Genomic DNA, 21,223 nt, shown 5'->3' on the forward strand with positions numbered 1-21,223 from the left:
TGGGACGGCAGAACTTGCAGTATTCGTTTCGCGGGCGCCGGCGCGCACTCACCGGCGCTCTCGCGCTTGCGTGGGCGGTCCGCGTCGCCTGCGCCGCGGATGCGCCGGCCGAGGGTTCGACGAACGGCGTCATCCCGTTCGACATCGCACCGCAGCCGCTGGCGACCGCCTTGCTGGCCTGGGGTAAGCAGAGCAATGTCCAGGTATTGACCGCCTCCGGCTCGATCGCCAACTGGCGATCGTCCGGCGCCAGCGGCGCGCTCACGCCGAGTGCGGCACTCGACGAGCTGCTTGCCGGTACCGATCTCGAAAGCGAGCGCTACGACGCGCGTACGGTCGTCGTCCGGCAACGACAGAAGGCCGACAACGCGACGCCGGCCCCGCTCGATCCCGCCACCGCGTTCGACCCGGGCAGCGTGGTGCCGCTCGCCACGGTGGACGTCCAGGGCTTGCTCCAGGACAACGGATTCAAGGCGGACACCACGCGCACGGTGACGCGCACCGAGGCGCGCCTGACCGACGTTCCGCAATCGGTCGCCGTCGTGACCCGCGACGTGATCGAAGCGCAGCAGGCGGTGGATATCGGCGATGTGGCGCGGTACGTGGCGGGGGTGCAGTACGTCGACGGCTACGGTGGCTCGCCACTGTTCCTGATCCGCGGCTTCGATGCCGGGCACGGCATGACCGACGGCATGCCCAACGGCATCGCGCGCACCGAAGACCTCCCGCCGCTGATCGGCATCGAGCGCGTGGAAGTGCTTCGCGGGCCGGAGGCGATCCTCGGCGACGCATCGCAGAACAACAATTTCGGCGGCTCGATCAACGTGGTGATGAAGCGCCCGCAGGCCGAGACGGTACGCACGATCGACTATTCGCTGGGCAGGTACGACGGCGCGAGGCTCGGCCTCGACCTCGCCGGCAGCGCCTCGAAAGATGGTTCGCTGACCTACCGCGTCGTCGCCTCGGGCCAGCGCGGCGAGAAAACCCCCCAGGGCGACGGCGGCGGCCGCGGCGCGTACCTCGCACCCTCGCTGGCCTGGCAGGGCGACCATACCCGCGTCATGGGCGGCCTGGAATTCGTCGACAACCGTGTGCCCGGCCCCGAGCACACGGTACTGCTTGGCCCCTCGCTCGCGTCGGCATCGCCGGTGCGCTCGGTACCCGGTAGCCCCGGCGATATCTCCACCTATCGCACGCTGCGCGGTGTGTTCGAGTTCGATCACGACTTCGCGAACGACTGGACCCTGCATAGCCGCGGGCAGTACGTCCGGCAACGCAGCGACGGCCGGAGCTGGTCGTATGTTTCCGATCCGGTCACGGCGTTCGGTGAATCGAATTCCGCCGTGGCCCGGAGCTTTCGTTACTCGGCCACGTATTGGACCTGGCAGAACGATCTCACGCGCACCTTCAGCACGGGCGGTGTCGCCCATACCGTACTGGTCGGGCTGGACCTGGCGCGTACCCACGCCGGCGACAGCGGTGGCGGCAGCATCGTCCAGGGCAGCTCGGCAGCCGAGGTCGACGAGGCCAGTCGCAGCGCGGTCATCGTGACGCGGCCGCTAGCTTACGACCTGCGTACCGGGAGCACCATGTCGGCGAAGTTCAACGCGTTGCTCGCGCCGATCAGCACCACCGTGCAGACGCTGGGTGGCTCCTGGCAGACCAATGCGGGCGTCTATCTCCAGGACCAGATCGCGTTGGGCGATCGCTGGAACATTCTCGCCGCGGTGAGGCGGACCAGCTACGAACTCGACACCCGATGGCCGGACCAGTCGCCGCGCAAGGTGCGCAAACAGCGCTGGGTGCCGAAAGTCGGCGTGGTCTACAAGTTGACGCAAGACGTGTCGTTCTACGCGGACACCTCCACCGGCTTCCAGCCCGATCCCCTGCTCGGCAAGGACGGCCAGCCGCTGCCCGTGGCGACCTCGCGGCAGCTGGAAGCCGGCACGAAGATCGACCTGTTCGATCAGCGGGCGCGTCTGACCGCCGCCGTCTATCGCATCCGCGTCGACCACAGCGTCGACCTCGTCTCGCCGGAACCGCCGTTCTTCGCCACCCCGGGGCCAGGACAGACCAACCAGGGCCTCGAACTCGAATTCACCGGTCGCGTGGCGCCGGATTTCGACGTGCTGGCCAGTCTTACCGAATCGCGCATCCGCAATCACGACGACACGCGGCCGACGGGCGCGCCAAAGCACCAGGCGTCGGCGTGGGCGAGCTACCGCTTCGGCAACGGATCGGTCAAACCGTGGGGCGTCGCCGCCGGCATCCTCGCGCGCAGTCGCAGCGAAGGGCGCACCACCAACGACGGCCAGTACTTCGGCATTCCGGGACAGGCCAGCGTCGAAACGAATGTGTCGCGCTACGGCGACAACTGGCGAATCACCCTGGGCGTCAAGAACCTCTTCGCACGCACGCTGTACGCGGTGAACTTCGATGAGACGTTCGTGCCGATACGGCAAGGCCGCGTCGTCCTCCTCACCGGCACGTACGACTTCTAGCCCGCCGTTCGCACGAACGACTTCAGCGTGACCTCGCAGGCCTCGCGCCGAAACGCGTCGCGCTCCGCTCGCCCGCTGGATAGGGCAAGCCGCGGGATGTCGTAGCAGCCATCCTGCCCCGGTGTGCCGCCGTGTCGTCGCCAGAACCCGTCGTACGACGCCTTGCCCACGCCGGCCCGCCGGTCGAGGGGATGTGCCGCGCGCGATACGCCACGGACCCGCTCGATACCGTAGTAGGTGGCCAGCGCGCGAATCACTGCGAGCAGGAGGTCGCGCGGGCGCAGTCCACCTGTGGCGCGGGCGAATCGGGCCATGGCCCCGCGACCGAGGTAGGCCCACGAGCCACGCATCGCACCCACCAGCACGCCATCCGCACCGGCGAACGTGATCGCGCAGGACGAGATCACTTCCTTGTCGGCGTTGAGAAGATACAGGCCCATCTCACCCGTGGCCTCGTGCTCCGGCGTGCGCGCGTGGAGGTACGCTATTTCGCCGCCGCCGAGGGGGAGCGTGGCCAGGCGGACGTCGTGCCCCTTGAGCAGGCGGCTGCGCAGCCGTTCGGGAAACTCACGCGCAACGAACCGGTAGTGGGCGTCGATCACCCGCGCCCGCGTGGCAAGGCTGAAGGCCTGCGAGATGTAGGGCGTCTGCCAACGTTCGTACACCCTCGGATTCATGTCGGCCGCATCGCGCATGGCCCACGACGAACCTACCAGGCGCAGCCAGGTCGCCTGGCTACGGAAAGACAAAAGCGTTCGCAGCAGGTAAGGCAGCCGTCGTTCCCGGACCGTCCCCTGCCGACGCAGGGCGGCGCGCCGACGGGCATGATCGAGGACGAGCGCCAGGGCGTGCCGGGCTGGCCGGGCAGGTGCCCACCCAGGCGCGGCGTCGTGGACCGTGGTCGGATCGGGGTAATGCGGATGCATACCCCTTAAGACGTTCGGGACCCCGAAAAGTGAAACGCGTTCTTCCACACCACCCAGGCCCCGACCAGTGTCAACAACGCCAGGGCGTACCAGGTGATGGCGTAGCTGAGATGGTTATCCGGAAACGCGATGACCGTCAGGCCACCGACCGGACCGTCGTTACCCTCGCCACGCCCGGGCGAGGACGCCGCGTCCGCGTCGACGAAATACGGCGCGGTATCGCCCAACCCCTTCGCCGCGGCGATCGCCGCCACGTCTCGCGAAAACCAGCGATCGGCGGCCGGGTCGTTCTTCTGCAGGAAGGCACCCTTGGGCTCGCTGATCCGCAACAATCCCGACACCGTGGTGGGTCCGGAGGGACCGGGCGCGCAATCCGCCTTCCCTCCACACCATGTCGGCGAGACGAAGCCCCGGTTGACGATGACGATGTCGCCCGTGCTCATGCGCAATGGCGTAAGGAGCCACGAGCCCATGCCAAGCTCGGTGCTGGCACGCACGCGTACGCTCTTGTCCTGCAGAAAGCTGCCGGTGAGTTTCACGCGGCGGTATTCGTCGTTCGCGGCGCTGACCTGCGGCCACTGGCCACGGCCCGGCGCATCTACGGGTTGCGCATGGACGCGCGTATCCACCCGGGCGATCAGGTCGTGCTTCCACGCGCGGCGATGCACCTGCCAGGTGCCGAGCGCGAGGAAGCCGACGAAAACCAGTGCGCCGACCAGGGCCAGCAGGCCCAGAACGAAGACGCCGCGCGGTGGGCGCGGCGTCCTTGGCTCGTTTGCCGCGTTCACGCTCAAGGCAGGTTCTTGACCTGCTGCTCGGTCATGTCGTGGGACATGCCAGGCATCATGTTCGAGTTGAGGTGGAACATGACCCAGATGGAGCCGGTCAGCGTGATGACCACGAGGATCAGCGTGAACATCAGCGCCAGCATGTTCCAGCCACCCTGCGACTTGGTGTCCATGTGCAGGAAGTAGATCATGTGGACGACGATCTGGATCGCCGCGAAGGTGAGGATCACGATCGCGAGCGTCTGCGGGTTCGGAATGACCTTGCCCATCACCAGCCAGAACGGGATCGCCGTCAGCACCACGGCGAGGAAGAACCCCATCATGTAACCCTTCAGGGTGCTGTGGCTGACTTCCTCTTCACCGTGACCGTGGTCGTCGTGGTGATCGTGCGATTCGATGTGCGCGCTCACGGCAGCACTCCCATCAGATAGACAAAGGTGAAGACGCCGATCCAGACCACGTCGAGGAAGTGCCAGAACATGGACAGGCACATGATGCGACGCTTGTTGGCCGGGGTGAGACCGAAGCGTCCCACCTGCACCAGCAAGGTGATCAGCCAGACGATGCCGAACGTCACGTGCAGGCCGTGGGTACCGACCAGGGTGAAGAACGACGACAGGAAGGCACTGCGCTGCGGGCCGGCACCCTCATGGATGAGGTTGGCGAACTCGTAGAGTTCGATGCCCAGGAAGGCCGCGCCGAACAGTCCGGTGACGATCAGCCAGGCCATCATCGTGCCGCGGCGGTTCTTCTGCATCTCCAGCACGGCGAAACCGTAGGTGATGGAAGACAGCAGCAGCATGGTGGTGTTGATCGCCACCAGCGGCAGCTCGAACAGGTCGGCACCCGAAGGGCCGCCCGCGTAGCTGCGGCCGAGGACGCCGTAGGTGGCGAACAGGCAGGCGAAGATGAGGCAATCGCTCATCAGGTAGATCCAGAACCCGAGCAACGTGCCGTTTTCCGGGTGGTGATCTTCCTTCATCCAGAACTGAAGGTCCTGCTTGTCCGCGACGACCGCGGAAGAGGTGGCGTGCATATCAGACATGGGCGGCGAGCTCTTCCGTGCGGGCGGCCTCGGTCCGGGCCACGACGTCGGCGGGGATGTAGTAGTCGCGTTTGTAGTTGAAGGTATGGCCGATCGCGGTCACCAGCAGACCGAGGAAGGCGAGACCGGCGATGAGGAACATGTGCCAGATCATGGCGAAGCCGATGACGAACGCGAAGCCCGCGATGTACACACCGGCGGCGGTGTTCTTCGGCATGTGGATCGGCAGGTAGCCTTCGGTGCGACGCATGGCGTTGCGCTCCTTCATCTGCCACCACGCGTCCTGCTCGTGGATGACCGGGGTGAAGGCGAAGTTGTACGCCGGCGGCGGCGACGACGTCGACCACTCCAGCGTGCGGCCGTGCCACGGATCGCCGGTGACGTCGCGCAGGGCCTCGCGGCGCTTGACGCTGACGAAGATCTGGATGAGGAACGCGGCGATGCCGCCCGCGATGAGCAGGGCACCGAACGCGGCAATGATGAACCAGATCTGCAGGGACGGGTCTTCGAAGTGGTTCATGCGACGGGTCACGCCCATGAAGCCCAGCACATACAGCGGCATGAAGGCGAAGTAGAAGCCCACCAGCCAGAGCCAGAACGACCACTTGCCCCAGTACGAATCGAGCTTGAAGCCGAAGGCCTTGGGGAACCAGTAGTTGATACCGGCAAAGACACCGAAGACCACGCCGCCGATGATCACGTTATGGAAATGCGCGATCAGGAACAGGCTGTTGTGCAGGAGGAAGTCGGCCGGCGGTACCGCCAGCATGACGCCGGTCATGCCGCCGATCACGAAGGTGACCATGAAACCCATCGTCCACAGCATCGGCACTTCGAACTGGATGCGGCCACGGTACATCGTGAACAGCCAGTTGAAGATCTTCGCGCCCGTGGGGATGGAGATGATCATCGTGGTGATGCCGAAGAACGAGTTGACGCTCGCCCCGGAACCCATGGTGAAGAAGTGGTGCAGCCAGACCAGGTACGACAGCACGGTGATGACGACCGTGGCGTACACCATGGACGCGTAGCCGAACAGGCGCTTGCGGCTGAAGGTGGCGACCACTTCCGAGAACACGCCGAAGACCGGCAGCACCAGGATGTAGACCTCGGGGTGGCCCCAGATCCAGATCAGGTTCACGTACATCATGGCGTTGCCGCCGAAGTCGTTCGTGAAGAAGTTGGTACCGACGTAGCGGTCGAGCGAAAGCAGCACCAGCACCGCCGTCAGCACCGGGAACGCGGCGACGATGAGCACGTTGGTGCACAGCGAGGTCCAGGTGAAGATGGGCATCTTCATCATGGTCATGCCCGGCGCGCGCATCTTGATGATGGTGGCGAGCAGGTTGATGCCGGAGAGGGTCGTTCCCACACCGGCCACCTGTAGCGACCATATGTAGTAGTCGACACCGACATCCGGACTGGCCGCGAGCCCCGAAAGCGGCGGGTAAGCGAGCCAACCCGTGCGGGCGAACTCACCGACGAACAGCGAGGCCATCACCAGCATGCCGCCGGCCACGGTCATCCAGAAGCTGAAGTTGTTCAGGAACGGAAACGCCACGTCGCGCGCGCCGATCTGCAGCGGCACGACGAAGTTCATCAGGCCGGTGACGAAGGGCATGGCCACGAAGAAGATCATGATCACGCCGTGGGCGGTGAAAACCTGGTCGTAGTGATGCGGCGGCAGGAAGCCGGCGTTGCCATTGAAGGCCATGGCCTGCTGGGCGCGCATCATGATCGCGTCGGAGAAGCCGCGCAGCAGCATGACCACGCCGAGCACCATGTACATGATGCCGATCTTCTTGTGATCGATGCTGGTGAACCATTCGCTCCAGAGGTAACCCCAGAGCTTGTACTTCGTGATCACCGCTAGCAGGGCGATACCGCCGATGGCGACCGCGATGAACGTGCCGATGAGGATCGGCTCGTGGTACGGGATCGCCTCGATGGTGAGGCGTCCGAAGATCAGTTTGACTAGATCGGATGTGTTCATTACCGGACTCGGCGAGGCTTGAATCGGAAAAGGCGGCCGCTCAGAGCGGACGTCCGGCAGGGGTCAGCGGCGCACCGGTGGCGCCACGCGCGGCGCACAGGGCGCCCACGTAGCGCTTGCCGTCGTCGGCGAAACCCAGGCGCGATCGGGTACCGGCATCGAGGGAGGTAACGTTGTACGCGCCCACCACACCCTGGCCGCCCTGCTGGTCGATCGCCATCATGTCGCTCATGCACATGCGGTTCGATTCGACGCAGCGGTTGAGGATCGCCTTGTACAAGCCAGGCGCCACGGTGTTGTAGTAGTGCACCGGCTCGCGCTCGCTGGGCTGCTCGAGCTTGAGGTAGTCCTCGCGGCTCAAGGCGTTGCCGTCCGCACGGGCCTTGGCCACCCAGGTGTCGAAATCGGCGTCGGACAGGCTATGGAAGCGGAAGCGCATGTCGGAGAAGCCGGCACCGCTGTAGTTGGCCGAAATACCCTCGAAATCACCGGTTTTGTTCATCACCGCGTGAAGCTTGGTCTCCATGCCCGGCATGGCGTAGATCATGCCCGCCAGGGAGGGGACGAAGAACGCATTCATGACGTTCGAGGCGGTGATATGGAATTCGATCGGGCGGTCCACCGGAGCGGCCATCTCGTTCACCGTGGCGATGCCCTGCTCCGGATAGAGGAACAGCCACTTCCAGTCCAGCGCCACGACCTCGACCACGAGCGGCTTGACGCCTTCGGCGACCGGGCGCGAGGCGTCGATCTGGTCCAGCGAGCGGTAGGGATCCAGCTTGTGCGTGCTGGTCCAGGTGATCGCGCCCAGCGCGATGATGATCAGCAGGGGGGCCGACCAGATCAGCAGCTCCAGGACCGTGGAATGGTTCCAGTCCGGGGCGTATTCGTCATGGCTCTTGTTCGATTCCCGGTATTTCCAGGCGAACATGAAGGTCATCGCGATCACCGGGATGATGATGATGAGCATCAACACCACGGAAATAATGATGAGATCGCGCTGCTGCCGGGCGATATCGCCGGAAGGCGAGAACAGCACGGCGTCGCAGCCCGACAGGAGCAGGACCAAAGCGGGGATCAGCAATCCGCGCATCATCTTCATGGACATTCGCATGATGGAGGCAACCGTGGGGACACGAAAAAGTACGCCGATCCGCCTTTCAAGACCATAGGACACTTTGTCCCATGGCCCTACAAGCCGAGTGGTGCGATCCTTGGCTATCCTGCCATCCATTCCCAAGACCGGGCCGAATACGATGTCGAGCATTTCACACGCCCATCACAATGCCGCGGAAGGCGCCGAACAGGATGTCCGCCGCCAGCACGAGACCAGCCACGCCCCCGTCGCCCCCGGCGAAATCGCGGTCGGCGTCGTCATCGGCCGCGCCTCCGAATACTTCGACTTCTTCACGTACGGCATTGCGTCCGTCCTCGTCTTTCCGTCGGTGTTCTTTCCGTTCCTGAGCCAGCTGGACGGCATCCTCGCCGCCTTCGCCATTTTCTCGCTGGCCTTCATCGCCCGGCCGATCGGCACGACGCTTTTCATGGCCATCCAGCGCAACTGGAGCCGGAGCACGAAGCTCACCGCCGCCCTGTTCCTGCTGGGCACCTCGACGGTGTGTATCGCCTTCCTGCCGGCGAACACGTCGCACGGGTACACGGTCATTGTGATTCTCTCGGTACTGCGCTTCTTGCAGGGCATTGCGCTCGGCGGTTCCTGGGACGGCCTGCCCTCCCTGCTCTCGCTCAATGCCCCGAAGGACCGCCGCGGCTGGTATTCCATGCTCGGTCAGCTGGGCGCGCCGGTCGGCTTCCTGATCGCCGCCTCGCTGTTCCTGTTCCTGCATACCCAGCTCTCCTCGGAAGACTTCCTCGACTGGGGCTGGCGCTACCCGTTCTTCGTGGCCTTCGCGATCAACGTGGTGGCGCTGTTCGCCCGCCTGCGCCTGGTGGTGACCGAGGAATACACCCAGTTGCTGGAAGAGCGCGAACTCGAACCCATCGGCATCATCGAGATGGTGACGGCCCAGGGTTACAACCTGTTTATCGGCGCCTTCGCCGCCCTGGCCAGCTACGCCCTGTTCCACCTGGTCACCATCTTCCCGCTGTCCTGGATCGCGCTCAACCGCTCGCAGGACATCAACGACGTGCTGGTGGTGCAGCTGGTCGGCGCCTTCCTGGCGATCCTCGGCACCATGGCCTCGGGCGTCATCGCCGACAAGTTCGGTCGCCGCAATACGCTGGGCACCATGGCCGTGCTGATCGCGCTGTTCGCCATTGCCTCACCGTGGCTGCTCGGCGGCGGCAAGGCCGCGCAGGACGCCTTCCTGCTGATCGGCTTCGCCCTGCTCGGCCTGTCCTACGGCCAGGCGGCCGGCACGGTCACGGCGAATTTCGCCAAGCGCTTCCGTTACACCGGTGCCGCCCTGACCTCGGACTTCGCCTGGTTGTTCGGCGCCGCGTTCGCACCGCTGGTGGCGCTGGGCCTGTCGACCCGCTTCGGGCTGGGCGCCGTGAGCGTCTACCTGCTTTCGGGCGCGGCCTGCACGCTGCTGGCCTTGCGCATCAACAAGGCGCTGGAGACGGACCGGTCCAAGCCGGTCGGCTGAAGGCTCCCAGAGCATCGCCGATGAATCGGCTCCCACATGGGGGCAGAGGCATCGCCGATGAATCGGCTCCCACACGGGGGGCTCCCACATGGAGGCAGGGGCATCGCCGCTGAAGCGGCTCCCACAAGGGGCTCCCACATTGGGGCAGGGGCATCGCCGCTGAAGCGGCTCCCACAGGATCGCGGTGCTTTGTGTGGGAGCCGATTTATCGGCGATGGGGCCCCTCATCCCGCCACGGGATAGGGCCCCTCATCGAACACCACATCGTGGTACCCCTTCACGCCGATCGCCCGGGCCATCTCACTGCGGAAATCCTCCCCACGGCGCAGGCAGTCGAGGACGAAGGCGAAATCCCGCCGGGGCACCCAGTCCAACGCGCGTGAGGCCCGACCGCTGTCGTAGATACGATCCAGGCTCGGCAGCAGCTTCCAGCCCCGCGCGGCGTAAAGCGCCTCCACGTCAGGAAACAGCTTGCGGACCACGGCCGCCGCATCGGCCCGCAACGCCGCCGCGTCCTCGCGGCTGAAGGGCGGCGTGGCCGACACGATGTAGCGACCGAAGCCCAGGCCCGGCGCCCTTTCGACCGCCAGCAGGTGCGCCTCGACGATGTCCTCGATGTCCGCACGCCGATAGAGCAGTTCGTTGGCCTGCATGTTCAGCGAGTCGTACTCGGCACGCACACCTGCGTTGTCGTCATCTTCGGGGAAGAAGCGCGACGTTCGCAGCACGATGACCGGAAGGCGGTCCCTCCGCGCGACCAGTTCGCACATGCCTTCGGCAGCGATCTTGGTCGCGCCGTAGATGTTCTTCGGGATCGGGACGACGTCCTCGTCGATCCACACTGCCGGCTCCCCGGGTGGCGGCGACAGCGCGGCGCCGTAGCTGCTGGTGGTGCTGGTGAAGACGAAGGCCTTCACGCCACGCGCCACGGCAGACTCGAGCAGGACCACCGTGCCCGCCACATTGGTCTGCACGAAGTCGCGCTGCGCGTGCGTAGCGATATGCGGCTTGTGCAGGGTGGCGCTATGAATGACGCGGGAAGCGCCGGCCATGGCCTCGCGAACGAAGGCCTCGTCCGTGATCGAACCGACGTGATCGGTAAACGGGGAGGGCTTGATGTCGATGCCGCGCACCTCGCGGCCCTCGCTGCGAAGGCGACGAACGATCGCCTCGCCCAGGTGCCCGGCGCTGCCGGTGACCAGAATGCTCATCGGCGGCCGCTACTTACCAGATCAGGTCGTCAGGAACGACGAACTGCTTGTAGTAGTCGTCATCGTCGTCGGCAGGCAGCGGGGCGGTGTCCTTGCGGCCATGGTCGGAGACGACGACGTCGGCGACGCGCATATGGATCTTGTCCGCCGCCGCGCGGGGAATGAGCTCGTAGCGGTCGTCGAGCCTGGCGATGGCCAGCACGCCGGCGGCGAGCTGGGCGCGCAGCGGCTCGCTGACCAGCAGGCTGGTGATCTTGTCGCCGTCGGTGAAGCGATAAGCGATCTCGCCATCGCGCTTGACCCGGGTGGTCTCGACGATCTGGCGTACCTGGGCGCGGATTTCCTTCTTCCGCGCCTCGGCATTGCGCTCGGCGGCGATCGCACGATCGCGTTCGGCGCGCTCGGCCTGCAACTTGCGCGCATCCACCTGGGCTTCGTCGGCAACCACCGGCGCCTTGCCCTGGCGCTGTTTGGCCTGTTCGCGCACGACCTTGGCGATCTTGTCCTTCTTGACCAGACCGGCCTTGAGCAACTGTTCCTGCAGGGGATTACGCATATCGGGGCATTCATGAAGTTCGCGAGACCCACGATTCTAGCGCCGAAGACTTGGTTACATGGCGTTACGTGCCTAGGCTGGGCGACCTCCCCGGAGGTTTCTCGCATGCCCTATCGCACCCGCCCACGCGTCGCGCGTCTCACCCTCGCCCTTCTCGGCCTGGTGGCCGTCGCGCCGTCGTTCGCCGCCGAGGGATTGCCGCCCCGTAGCGCATGGCGGGCGACCAGCTCGTCGCAGCAGGTGCCGGCACTGGCGCCAGCCCATGCCATCGACATGGACGAGACGACTCGCTGGGGCGGCGGCTTCAGTCCCGGACAGTGGTTCCAGGTGGACCTGGGCAAGGTCGCCAGGATCGGCGGGGTACGCATCCATTGGGATAGCGGATTCGCCGCGTCGTATGCCATCCAGGTGTCGACCGATGGCAAGGTCTTCCGCCCCGTCTACAGCGTCACCGATTCGCCGGGTGGAACGGAGTACCTCGTCTTTCCCGCGGCGGATGCTCGTTACGTGCGCCTGGCCGCGCCGGCGCGGACGGCCGACTGGGGCGTCTCGGTGTTCGAATTCGAGCCGTTCTCTGCCGACGACGCGGCGCGCATCGCCGGGCTGGACGGTTCGGACGATGGGGCATCCCTGTGGGCGGACGGAACCACCCGGCGCATCGTCGGCAAGGGTTCGAAGGGTATGCGGCAGCTGGATATTTCCCTGCCGCGCCCCGTGACCATCGCCGGGCTGGAGGTCGAGTGGGCCGGTCCCCGCGATGGGGCCGTGCTTGAAGGACGCGATGCCAGCGGGCGCTGGACCACGATCGACAGCGACCCAGGCAGCGCCGGGGACAGCTCGTACCTGGCTGCCCGCGAGCCACGCGATATCGACGCGCTGCGCCTGCGGGTCACCCCCAAAGACGGCGCAGCGCCGATGGTGAAGCGACTTCGGATGCTGGGGCCCCTACGCGTGCTGACGCCCATGAAGCGCTACCAGGTGGTCGCTTCCCGGGCTAACGCGGCGTTGTTCCCGTCCTCGCTGCACATGCAGCAGGTGTACTGGACCGCGGTCGGCGTGCCTGCCGGCTTGCAGAAGTCCATCTTCGACGAGTACGGCAACCTCGAGCCCTACAAGGGCGGACCGCAGGTGCAGGCGATCTGGCGGGACGCGTCGGGACGCGCCAGTGTCTCCGACGGATCGGTGCGCACCCACGCGTTGCGCGACGGCTGGAAGCCGATGCCTTCGGTGGGCTGGATGGCGCAGCCCGGGCTCGCCGTCAGCAGCGAAGCGTTTGCGTTCCATGATGGCGCACAGCCCGTGGTCATGCTTCGTCATCGCCTGACCAACACCGGCAGCGTGCCGGTGGACGGAACGTTGTCGCTGGTCGTGCGGCCGATCCAGGTCAATCCACCCTGGCAGAACGGCGGCGCCTCGCCGATACACGACATCGCCATTGTCGGAGACGCGTCGACCGCCGGTGTGCGCGCGGAGGGTCGAAGCCTGCTCGCGTCGTTGACGCCGGTGGACGCCGCCGGCGCAGCCCCGTTCGGTGCGCATGGCGAGACGGAAATCACGGCGACGATCGCCGCCGGAAAGGTTCCCGCGGCGCGTGAGGCACACGACGACGACGGACTCGCCGCCGCCGTGCTCGATTATCGCGTGCACCTGGCCCCAGGCACGCAGCGCGACATCGTGCTCGCGTTTCCGCTTGGCAATGCGCCGGCGGATACGAACGGACATCTGCCCGAACCGCCCGCGATCGATCGCGCCACCCTCGACGCCGAGGCATTCGATGCGCTCTCCGCGCGCGTTGCCGACGAATGGCAGAAGCGCCTGGGCGGTGTCGCCATCTCGCTGCCGGACGAGTCGCTGGTGAACATCCTGCGCTCGCAGGCCGCGTACATGCTGGTCAACCAGACCGGCCACGCGATGCAGGCAGGCCCGCGCAACTACAACCGATCCTTCATCCGTGACGGCGCGGCTACCGCATCGATTCTTCTGCGCATGGGCGAGACGAAGACGGCGCGCGACTATCTCGACTGGTATGCCGCCCACGCCGTGCACGAGAACGGATTGGTCTCGCCCATCCTCAACGCCGACGGCAGCGTGAATCGTGGCTTCGGTTCCGACATCGAATACGACAGCCAGGGCGAATTCATCAACCTCGTCGCCGACGTCGCGCGTTTCGGTGGCGGCGCGGCCAGTGTGAAGAACTATGAGCCGAAGGTCCGCGCGGCGATGCAATTCATGCAGGCGTTGCGCGAGCGGACCATGGTCTCCGGCTATCTCGCCGACCTTCCCGCGCCCGAGCGCTTCCACGGCATCATCGCACCGTCGATCAGCCACGAGGGATACTCCAGTCCCACGCACAGCTACTGGGACGACTACTGGGCGCTGAAGGGCTGGCATGACGGCGCATGGCTGGCCGAACAGTGGGGCGACAAGGAACTCGCCGCTTACGCGCGGGCGCAATACGCCGCGCTGCGCGACTCGCTGCGCACGTCCATCGAGACGACGATGGCCTGGAAGGGCGTCGATACGATTCCCGCCGCGGCGGATCTTGGCGATGGCGATCCGACCAGCGTTTCGATCGCGCTCGACCCGACGGGACAGATGGATGTTCTGCCCCGCGAGGCACTGGTGCGCACGTTCGATCGCTACCTCGCCGATGTGCGCAAGCGCGAGGCTCCGGGTGAATTGTTCGCCTATACGCCGTACGAGCTGCGCAACGTGCTGACGTATGTCTACCTGGACCGGCCCGGAGACGCCGAAGCGCTGCTGACGGACATCGTGCGCGACCGACGACCGCCCGCGTGGAACATGTGGGCCGAGGTCGTGCATTCGCGGCTTCGACATCCGGGCTATCTAGGCGACATGCCGCACACCTGGATCGGATCGGAGTACGCACGGACCCTCTTCGGCATGTTGATGCGTGAAGCCGACGACGGCCTTTACCTGCTGCCGGGAACGCCACCTTCCTGGGTTGCCGGCAAGGGGTTGTCGGTGACACGCCTGCCCGTGGCCTACGGATCGTTGAGCATGACGGCGCGGCGCGATGGCAGGCGACTGACCGTCACGCTGGGCGAAGGCATTCGTCCGGGAACGGCCATGCGCGTGTTCTGGCCGGAGCGGACGAAGCCGACGAAGGTGACGGTCGACGGCCGCGCGGTCTCCGACTACGACACGGACGGCGTGCGGCTGGACAAACCGTTCCATACGCTCACCGCGGACGATTGATCCCGGGCCTCACAGGAAGTCCACGCGAATGGTGACCGGGCGGGTGAACGCACCGGCACCCACGCTGTACAGCGTTTCGCGCAAGCGCACGTAGAAGTCGAAGTCCTCGCCGGTGGCCAGCGCGTTCGCCTCGTAGGGCTTGCCCGGCTCGATCGTATGCTTGCCGGCGCTGGCGATCTCCAGGCCCACATGGGACGGTCCGGTGCCGAGCATCCTGAAGAGATCCCTCGCATCCGGATCGGCATCGGTCGCACTACCGAAGGTGAACCGCGCGATCTGCCCGACAGGTTCCTTGCAATCCTGCACCGTAAGCTTGAAGTTGACCCAACGGGTCGCCCTGTCCGGGTTCTTGAAGTCGGCGAGCGAGTAGCTTCCCATGGAGACCGTCTGGTTGAGGGTCTCCGCGCTGATGCTGCACGTCGGCCGCTTGAACCATAGTTCGTAGATCTGCATGTGCCGGAACGGCGGCGTGAAGCCGCCTGTCAGCGAGCTGGCCGCCTGCTCGGCGATCTCCCCCGGGTCGACGCGACCATAGCGGATATTTCCACTCATTCGCTTCACCCGGTAACCCACGTTGATATCGTCACTGCGAATAAAACCGCCTTTGCCGAAGTTGCGGTGATACGAGTGCGGAAATCCATAAGTGGGACCCGCACCGAAGTTCTCCTCCACGTAGATCTCGAGGCCGAAGCCGGAAAGCTCGCCGCCGACCATCAACGGAATGAGGCCGTCGGTGAGGACAGCGGTGTACTTGCCCTCGAGGGTCACATCGCCAACGCAACTCGCGACGACGTTGCCGTCGCCGTGCGCCTTCTCGTCGCGGACGATCGTTCCGGGGGGAATATCGTTGGTGACCTCGATCTCCGCGGTCTGACCGATCTGGTAGTTCGTATTGGCCGACTTCGCACAGCCGTCGGCAGCCAGTGCATCGCCAGCGTATGTCGTCGCCAGCAGCAGCAGAAGATGGCCAGCCGGACGTAGATTTCTGTAGTTCATGGGTTACCTCGTTCCATAAGGGTGGGTGTCCACCACCGCATCGTGGGTGGGGAAATGATCGTCCAGCCAGGTCGTCCAGCGGGACGCCCGGCGCATGAGGTCCGAGCGGTAGACGGCGTTGTAACGTGGCGTACGCGAGTGATAGTTCGCCGCGCGTGTCCACACGTCGCCCGTGTCATTGCGCAGATGCCCGCGAATACGCCAGGCGGCGAGAAGGAAGGGATAGCAACCGGGCGCCGCCACGTCGGCCGCCGAGATGCCGTAACGCGAAAGATCGCCCAGGTAGCTGGTATTGAACTGCAGCGTGCCGACGTCGTAGCTGCCGTTGGCATTTCGCACCCACTGGCCCGGCTTGCCGGCCTCTTTATCCGCCACGGCAAGGAGGATGTTGGCCGGCACGTCGTACGCGAGAGCCGCGCCCAGTGCGCAGCTGACCATCTCCTGGCGCTCGGGGGGAATATCCGGAAGCGCCTCGATCATGGGGTGTTCTCTTCGTCGCGGTCGCGACCGGGGTCGCGATCGTTGTCGTCATGGCTGTCGGCCGTTGCGGATGGCATCGCATCCGCCGGCAGCCCCGCCGGCCTCTCAACGGCCGCAGGAGCCGATGCATCGGCGATCCCTGCGACGCGCGACACCGAGGATGCCGCACCGGCCTCATGCTCCGCACGCACGTCGACGACGACGCGCTCGACATCGGGCGTCCGTGTATCGGCGTGCACCTGGATGTCAGCGACTACCGGGTGCGCCTGCGCCTGGATTTCGTCGGCCACCGGATTCGCCTGCGCCTGGATTTCGTCGGCTACCGGATTTGTCTGCGCAGGCGGCTCGGCAAGCTCCGGAGTGACGCGAACCCGACCGTCCGCGTCACTGCCCTTATGAGCCACGGCGACCTTGGGAGCGATCCCGTCGACCGGGCTCCCATCGGCAGCGGGCAAGGCCTGAGCCTGGGCCCTGCCCTCCTTACTGGCGGCGGTATCCGGGGTGTGATTCGCCCCTGCATCGGCCACGGGGGCGAGGTCCTGCGATACGACGGCGCCCGGGACCGGTAGGCCTTGCTCGGCACCGGCGCGCTGCGCATGGGAGCCGACGCCGTGAAGAACCGCGTGGGTGGCCGATCCCGGCGTGTCCGTGTGGCGTTCGTCGGCATCGGCCGAGGCGTGGATACTGCGTCGCCGCTCGGTGCCGACGGCCGTGACAGGCTGCGTCGTCGCCGGAGCCATGGGAACGGTGTCCTGTGACGGGATCGACGCAAGCGTCGTGGACTCCGGCGTGTCGATGCTGGACGTATCGAAGGACTGACTATCCGTATGGATCGTTGTGGAAACGGACCCCGCGCTGTCGACGCGGTAGTCGTCGGTCGTATCGCTCAACGTCCGCGACGCGGAGGTCTCATGCAGGGCATCGTTCACGCTCACATCCGCGTGAGACCCTTCATGCGCGACTGCGCCGGGCACATGCATCGCTGAGCCCGCGTGGGTATCGTCCTGCGCACCCGCGGAAACGGCGGTCGCGGTCTCGCGACCGGGAACCGGCGCGTGCATGTCGCTGTCGATTCCGGCAAACGTCGTTGCCTGCGACTCGATGGCCCCGGCGCCCATGTGAGCGCCGTCGGTACCTATGCTGGTCGTCGTCGATACGTGATCCTCCGCCGTGCTCTCGTGGATCTGCTGATGCGTATTGCCGTCATCAGGCACATGGCCGTCATGATGAGCGGCGTCGTACGACGGCAGTCGCGTTTCACCCTGCGCCGCGGCAATGGCCGCCGTCTCGGCCAGATAATCGGGCCGCGGCGGGATCTCGCCTTCGTCCATGCGCATGGTCGCTGGCGGGCTTGCGGCGTTGCGTGCGGTCGCATCGGCGTTCGATCCACTCGCCGCACGCTCGCCCTCTGCGGTGGCCACCGGAGGTGTGGGTGAGCCCTCGCTCCGACTTGCCACACGGGAGGGCTCCGGTCGAGAGGTCGGCAACGGCACCGATGGCGCCGACGCGCCGCCCGCGCCGCCGCCGACTGCACCGAACACGCTGCCCCCGTGCGAACTCCGGTGCGCGTCCCGGCCGCGTGGCACGCCGAAGGGATCGGACCCGCTGGCAACGTGAAAGGGATCGGCCATCGCGCTTGCGGATACCGCCGAACGTTCGATGGCCTCCATGGCCGAATTCGAGCGGCCGGCAGACCCACCGGGTGGGCCACCGACACCGTCGCTCGTGGGGGATCGACCGGTCGCCGAGGCGAAGGCGGCGCCACCGCCGGCCGCGATCGCCGAGCCGACCATGCCCGCTGTGCCGGCGAAGATGCCCAGGGACGAACCGGTCACCAGCGTGTACAGCAACTGCGGCACACGCAGACCGAGAACGAGCATCAGGATCGAGATGGTCAGGATCAATCCCAGCTTGATGTAAGTCAGCTCGGTGCGTTGTCCGAGTATGGGAGAAACCTGCCCAAAGAAGTTCTCACTGACGGTGCCGATGACGCTGAGGGCAACGATGGCGATACCCAGGGCGACGACATGCTTGTAGTAGTTGATGGCGATCTGCGAGGTCCAGCGAGCGCCGCCGAAACCCAGCAGGAAGATGCCACCGTAGCCAAGGAACCAGGCCATGACGAGGGCAAGAAGGAACTGGGCGGCGAGCAGCGTCAGCGCAATGAGGATGACCACGCCCATCAGACCACCGACGATGCGGTCGGGGTCCTCGCCGGACGAAGTATCGTCGATGACCTGGAGATAGACGTTCATGGCCCGCGTGATGGCGCTATCCCCGGCCGTCCGGAACGACGCGCCCGAGGTATCGCCGCTGGACAGTTCATAGAACGACTCGACGATGCGCCGAATGAAATCGTCGCCTCCCGCGTGACTGGACGCATTGATCAGCAGCCAATACAGCGTTCCGGTAACGATCGTGAAGCGGAGAAGTTCCATCAGCGCCTCGCCGATATCCTGCCGAAGTATCTGCAGGCCCATCGTCCAGACGAGACTGATCGTGGCCAGCGCCGCGAACAACCGCTTGGCTGCATCGAGGATGCCGTCGTCCATGAAGAACTTGCTGAGAAACTCCTTCTCCACGTCCGTCACGATGCTGCGGACGTCTACGGGATCTGCCCATGCCGTGGAAACGACAAGGGCAAGGGCGACACCCAGCCCGAAGCGGGTACGAACACTGAACTGCATGATTCACCGTGGGACAAGATGAGGTTACGACGCCAACAGGAGAAAGGGCGGCGACCGATGTCGCTGCCCCAGGAATCAATAGGCAGGCTGATTGCGCGGCACGATCGACTGGATCTGCGCGCTCAGGCCCGAACGCAAGGCCTTGCTCGTGGCGATGGCCCGTGCTTCCTTGTCCGCTGCGGACTGGGCCTCGGCGACACGTGCCGCGTCGGATGCCAGCATCATCGAGCGAAGCTGCATCAGCTGGCTCACCTGCGTGGTGGCCAGTGTGTTGGCCACCTGCAACTGATGCCCATGGCCTGCTGCGTTTATGTTCTCTTTCATGATGGTCTTGAGCGATACGGCGTCGTCGCTGAGTCCTTCCTGCTCCTTCTCGATCGCCTTGACCAGGGCATCGTTCGCCGCCTTGCGGGCGCGTGAACCTTCCAGGCCCACCTGGCCGAAGTCTTCCTGTGCGCCGTCGCCCTGATTTGCGGCCACGTAGTCCTTGGCGGAGCGGAACCTCGCCACATAGTCGTCGCTCGATTGCCCGCCGAGGACAGCGTTCAACGTACCCAGTACACGGGGAATCGGAACGTCTTCGTCTTTCCCGTTGCTGATGATCCAGGTGAAGTCGCCCGTAATCTCCGTGTTGAAGGCGATCGACTTATCTATGTTTGTCGTCGTTTCACTGATGATGCTCGTCGATTGGTCGATGTTGCTGGTGTAATGATTGACTGTGTCGCCACCTTTGTCCGTGAGCGAGCGCTTGATGGCGGCCAGCTGGAAGTTCTGAACGATGTTGGAGAAGTCGTTCAGGGCATCGATCACCGGAACGACGGCATGTGCCGTGTCCGTGCAACACAGTGCCCCGGTCAAGGCGATCGCCAACGTGGTTTTCCTCGATAGCTTTCTCATCGTGTATGTCTCCTTGGGTTTACTGAAGGCCGGCGAGCGTGTACCAGCCGGTCGATTGAACAATCAATAGTCGAAGGCCTGGTACGGGCCATTGAACGTGAGGTCCTTCACCGCCATCACGTTGAATCGGTAGCCGGGACGGATCATCAACGTCGGTGCGTAGCTCATGTTCTTCTTGATCATCTGCGAGGCGACCTCGCCGATCTGCTGCGCGAGTGCCTGACTCAACTGCGCCGCGTTCGACGAACCGAACGGATCCTGATCCGGACCGACGCGTGACGATGTCAGGCCCGCGGTGATGCCCGACATCAGGATGGCCGAGCCGAACAGGCGCAGGTAATGACGGTCCACCTTGTCGCCAAAGCCGGCGTAGCCTGCGGAATCGACACCCTCCATGGCGCCGATATCGAGCGCCTTGCCATCGGGAAAGACGATGCGTTGCCAGGCCACGAGCAGGCGCGACTGCCCATCGACGACGTTATGGTTGTAGCGTCCGACCAGCCTGGAACCCTGCGGAATCAGCCGGTGCCGACCGGTCGGCGTGTCGAAAACGTCCTGGCTGACCTGCGCGATGATCTGGCCCGGAAGATCCGAGTTGATGCCGGAGATCATGGTCGCGGGAATCACCGAGCCGGCACGTATCTCGAAGGCCGTTCGCGGCGCCTCCACGCTGTTGCCGAGCAGCCAGCGATCCGCTCCCTTCTGGCGCGCGTCCGCACCGGCGAACTTCTCGTAGTCTCCATTGGCATGCACGGGGACGCGCGTGTCCGGCGGCGTCGGCGCGGTGGGCAGTCGCGATTCGTCCGCACCCGCGGCGGACGCGGCGGCCGGGCCCGCCGGCTTGCCCTCGTTGGGCGCTGCCTTGGCAAGGGCGGTCTTCGCATGCATCGCCGTCTGGAACAGTTTCATCCTTTCGTTGGCCACGGTGTCGTCCGTCGCCTTCGCGCCACCGGCTCGATCCGGCTGTGGGGGCGCATCCGGATCGGCGACGCGCGCGACCGGGAAGGAAGCCACCGGCGTGTTGTCGTCGGGGTCGCCGACGAGACCGCCGACCGCGGTACTGGCCAGCATCTGATCGAGCAGGCGGCTACTCTCCGGCAAGGAGGCGGACGATGCTTCGACGATCGGCTTCTTCTCGCCACGTTGGGCGGCGACCATGGCCACCAGGACCACGAAGATCAGCAGCACACCGCCGATGATGAGCAAGGGCATGTTGTTTACGCGACGTACGCCTGTCGGCGATTCACCGGCCTTCGGCAGGATGTCCGCACCGAGTGCGAGGTCGTCGTTTTCCGGGCGAGCTCTGTCCATGTCG

General features: G+C 65.5%; 15 protein-coding genes and 1 pseudogene. 3 read left to right on the plus strand and 13 right to left on the minus strand.

Annotation, left to right across the window (positions count from 1 at the left end; all coding sequences use genetic code 11):
* The first annotated feature begins 14 nt into the window (after positions 1-14).
* A complete protein-coding gene (locus VM621_RS16605) occupies positions 15-2,501 on the plus strand; it encodes a TonB-dependent receptor (RefSeq protein WP_325470067.1) in 2,487 nt (828 codons plus the stop codon).
* Here the strand turns inward: VM621_RS16605 and VM621_RS16610 are convergent.
* From VM621_RS16610 to cyoA, 6 genes are all read right to left on the minus strand, one after another.
* The gene (locus VM621_RS16610; protein WP_325470068.1) at positions 2,498-3,427 is read right to left on the minus strand and encodes a DUF535 family protein; all 930 of its coding nucleotides are present in this window, start codon (positions 3,425-3,427) and stop codon (positions 2,498-2,500) included. The genes VM621_RS16605 and VM621_RS16610 overlap by 4 nt on opposite strands.
* Before the next feature lie 5 nt (positions 3,428-3,432).
* A complete protein-coding gene (locus tag VM621_RS16615; protein ID WP_325470128.1) occupies positions 3,433-4,215 on the minus strand; it encodes an SURF1 family protein in 783 nt (260 codons plus the stop codon).
* Positions 4,216-4,217: 2 nt separating this feature from the next.
* Positions 4,218-4,625: a cytochrome o ubiquinol oxidase subunit IV gene (gene cyoD, locus VM621_RS16620; RefSeq protein WP_046965717.1), complete on the minus strand. Its 408-nt coding sequence runs from the start codon at positions 4,623-4,625 to the stop codon at positions 4,218-4,220.
* Positions 4,622-5,197, minus strand: a complete 576-nt coding sequence (cyoC, locus tag VM621_RS16625; RefSeq protein ID WP_325470130.1) for a cytochrome o ubiquinol oxidase subunit III — start codon at positions 5,195-5,197, stop codon at positions 4,622-4,624. The genes cyoD and cyoC overlap by 4 nt, the downstream gene beginning before the upstream one ends.
* A 55-nt stretch (positions 5,198-5,252) precedes the next feature.
* Positions 5,253-7,226 (minus strand): cytochrome o ubiquinol oxidase subunit I, encoded by a 1,974-nt coding sequence (gene cyoB, locus VM621_RS16630; protein ID WP_325470131.1) that lies wholly within the window; start codon positions 7,224-7,226, stop codon positions 5,253-5,255.
* A 67-nt stretch (positions 7,227-7,293) separates the two neighbouring features.
* Entirely contained in the window at positions 7,294-8,355 is a 1,062-nt protein-coding gene (cyoA, locus tag VM621_RS16635) for a ubiquinol oxidase subunit II (RefSeq protein ID WP_325470069.1), read from the minus strand.
* A 154-nt stretch (positions 8,356-8,509) separates the two neighbouring features.
* Between cyoA and VM621_RS16640 the strand changes: the two genes are divergently transcribed.
* Positions 8,510-9,862, plus strand: coding sequence for an MFS transporter (locus VM621_RS16640; protein WP_325470070.1), 1,353 nt, complete (start codon positions 8,510-8,512; stop codon positions 9,860-9,862).
* Positions 9,863-10,086: 224 nt separating this feature from the next.
* Here VM621_RS16640 and VM621_RS16645 read toward each other — a convergent pair whose 3' ends face one another.
* Both VM621_RS16645 and VM621_RS16650 read right to left on the minus strand, forming a co-directional pair.
* Complete coding sequence (locus VM621_RS16645) at positions 10,087-11,073, minus strand: NAD(P)-dependent oxidoreductase (RefSeq protein ID WP_325470071.1); 987 nt, start codon at positions 11,071-11,073, stop codon at positions 10,087-10,089.
* A 13-nt stretch (positions 11,074-11,086) separates the two neighbouring features.
* Positions 11,087-11,629 (minus strand): DUF2058 domain-containing protein, encoded by a 543-nt coding sequence (locus VM621_RS16650; protein WP_325470072.1) that lies wholly within the window; start codon positions 11,627-11,629, stop codon positions 11,087-11,089.
* Positions 11,630-11,734: 105 nt separating this feature from the next.
* On the opposite strand from VM621_RS16650, the gene VM621_RS16655 reads away from it, so the two are divergent.
* A complete protein-coding gene (locus tag VM621_RS16655) occupies positions 11,735-14,848 on the plus strand; it encodes a discoidin domain-containing protein (protein WP_325470073.1) in 3,114 nt (1,037 codons plus the stop codon).
* A gap of 9 nt (positions 14,849-14,857) precedes the next feature.
* Here VM621_RS16655 and VM621_RS16660 read toward each other — a convergent pair whose 3' ends face one another.
* The 5 genes and pseudogenes from VM621_RS16660 to VM621_RS16680 form a co-directional block, all read right to left on the minus strand.
* Positions 14,858-15,844 carry a fimbrial protein gene (locus VM621_RS16660; protein WP_325470074.1) on the minus strand — a complete coding sequence of 329 codons (987 nt, stop codon included), beginning with the start codon at positions 15,842-15,844 and terminating at the stop codon, positions 14,858-14,860.
* A 36-nt stretch (positions 15,845-15,880) separates the two neighbouring features.
* Positions 15,881-16,324: pseudogene (locus VM621_RS16665) on the minus strand (muramidase); the annotation flags it as partial.
* Entirely contained in the window at positions 16,321-19,011 is a 2,691-nt protein-coding gene (gene trbL / locus VM621_RS16670) for a P-type conjugative transfer protein TrbL (protein ID WP_325470075.1), read from the minus strand. The pseudogene VM621_RS16665 and the gene trbL, both read right to left, overlap by 4 nt.
* A 75-nt stretch (positions 19,012-19,086) precedes the next feature.
* On the minus strand, positions 19,087-19,908 hold the full coding sequence (locus tag VM621_RS16675) for a hypothetical protein (protein WP_325470076.1): 822 nt from the start codon (positions 19,906-19,908) through the stop codon (positions 19,087-19,089).
* Between the two features lie 63 nt (positions 19,909-19,971).
* Positions 19,972-21,219, minus strand: coding sequence for a TrbI/VirB10 family protein (locus tag VM621_RS16680; RefSeq protein ID WP_325470077.1), 1,248 nt, complete (start codon positions 21,217-21,219; stop codon positions 19,972-19,974).
* Positions 21,220-21,223 lie beyond the last annotated feature (4 nt).

Source organism: Luteibacter sp., assembly GCF_035539195.1.
Lineage (GTDB): Bacteria > Pseudomonadota > Gammaproteobacteria > Xanthomonadales > Rhodanobacteraceae > Luteibacter.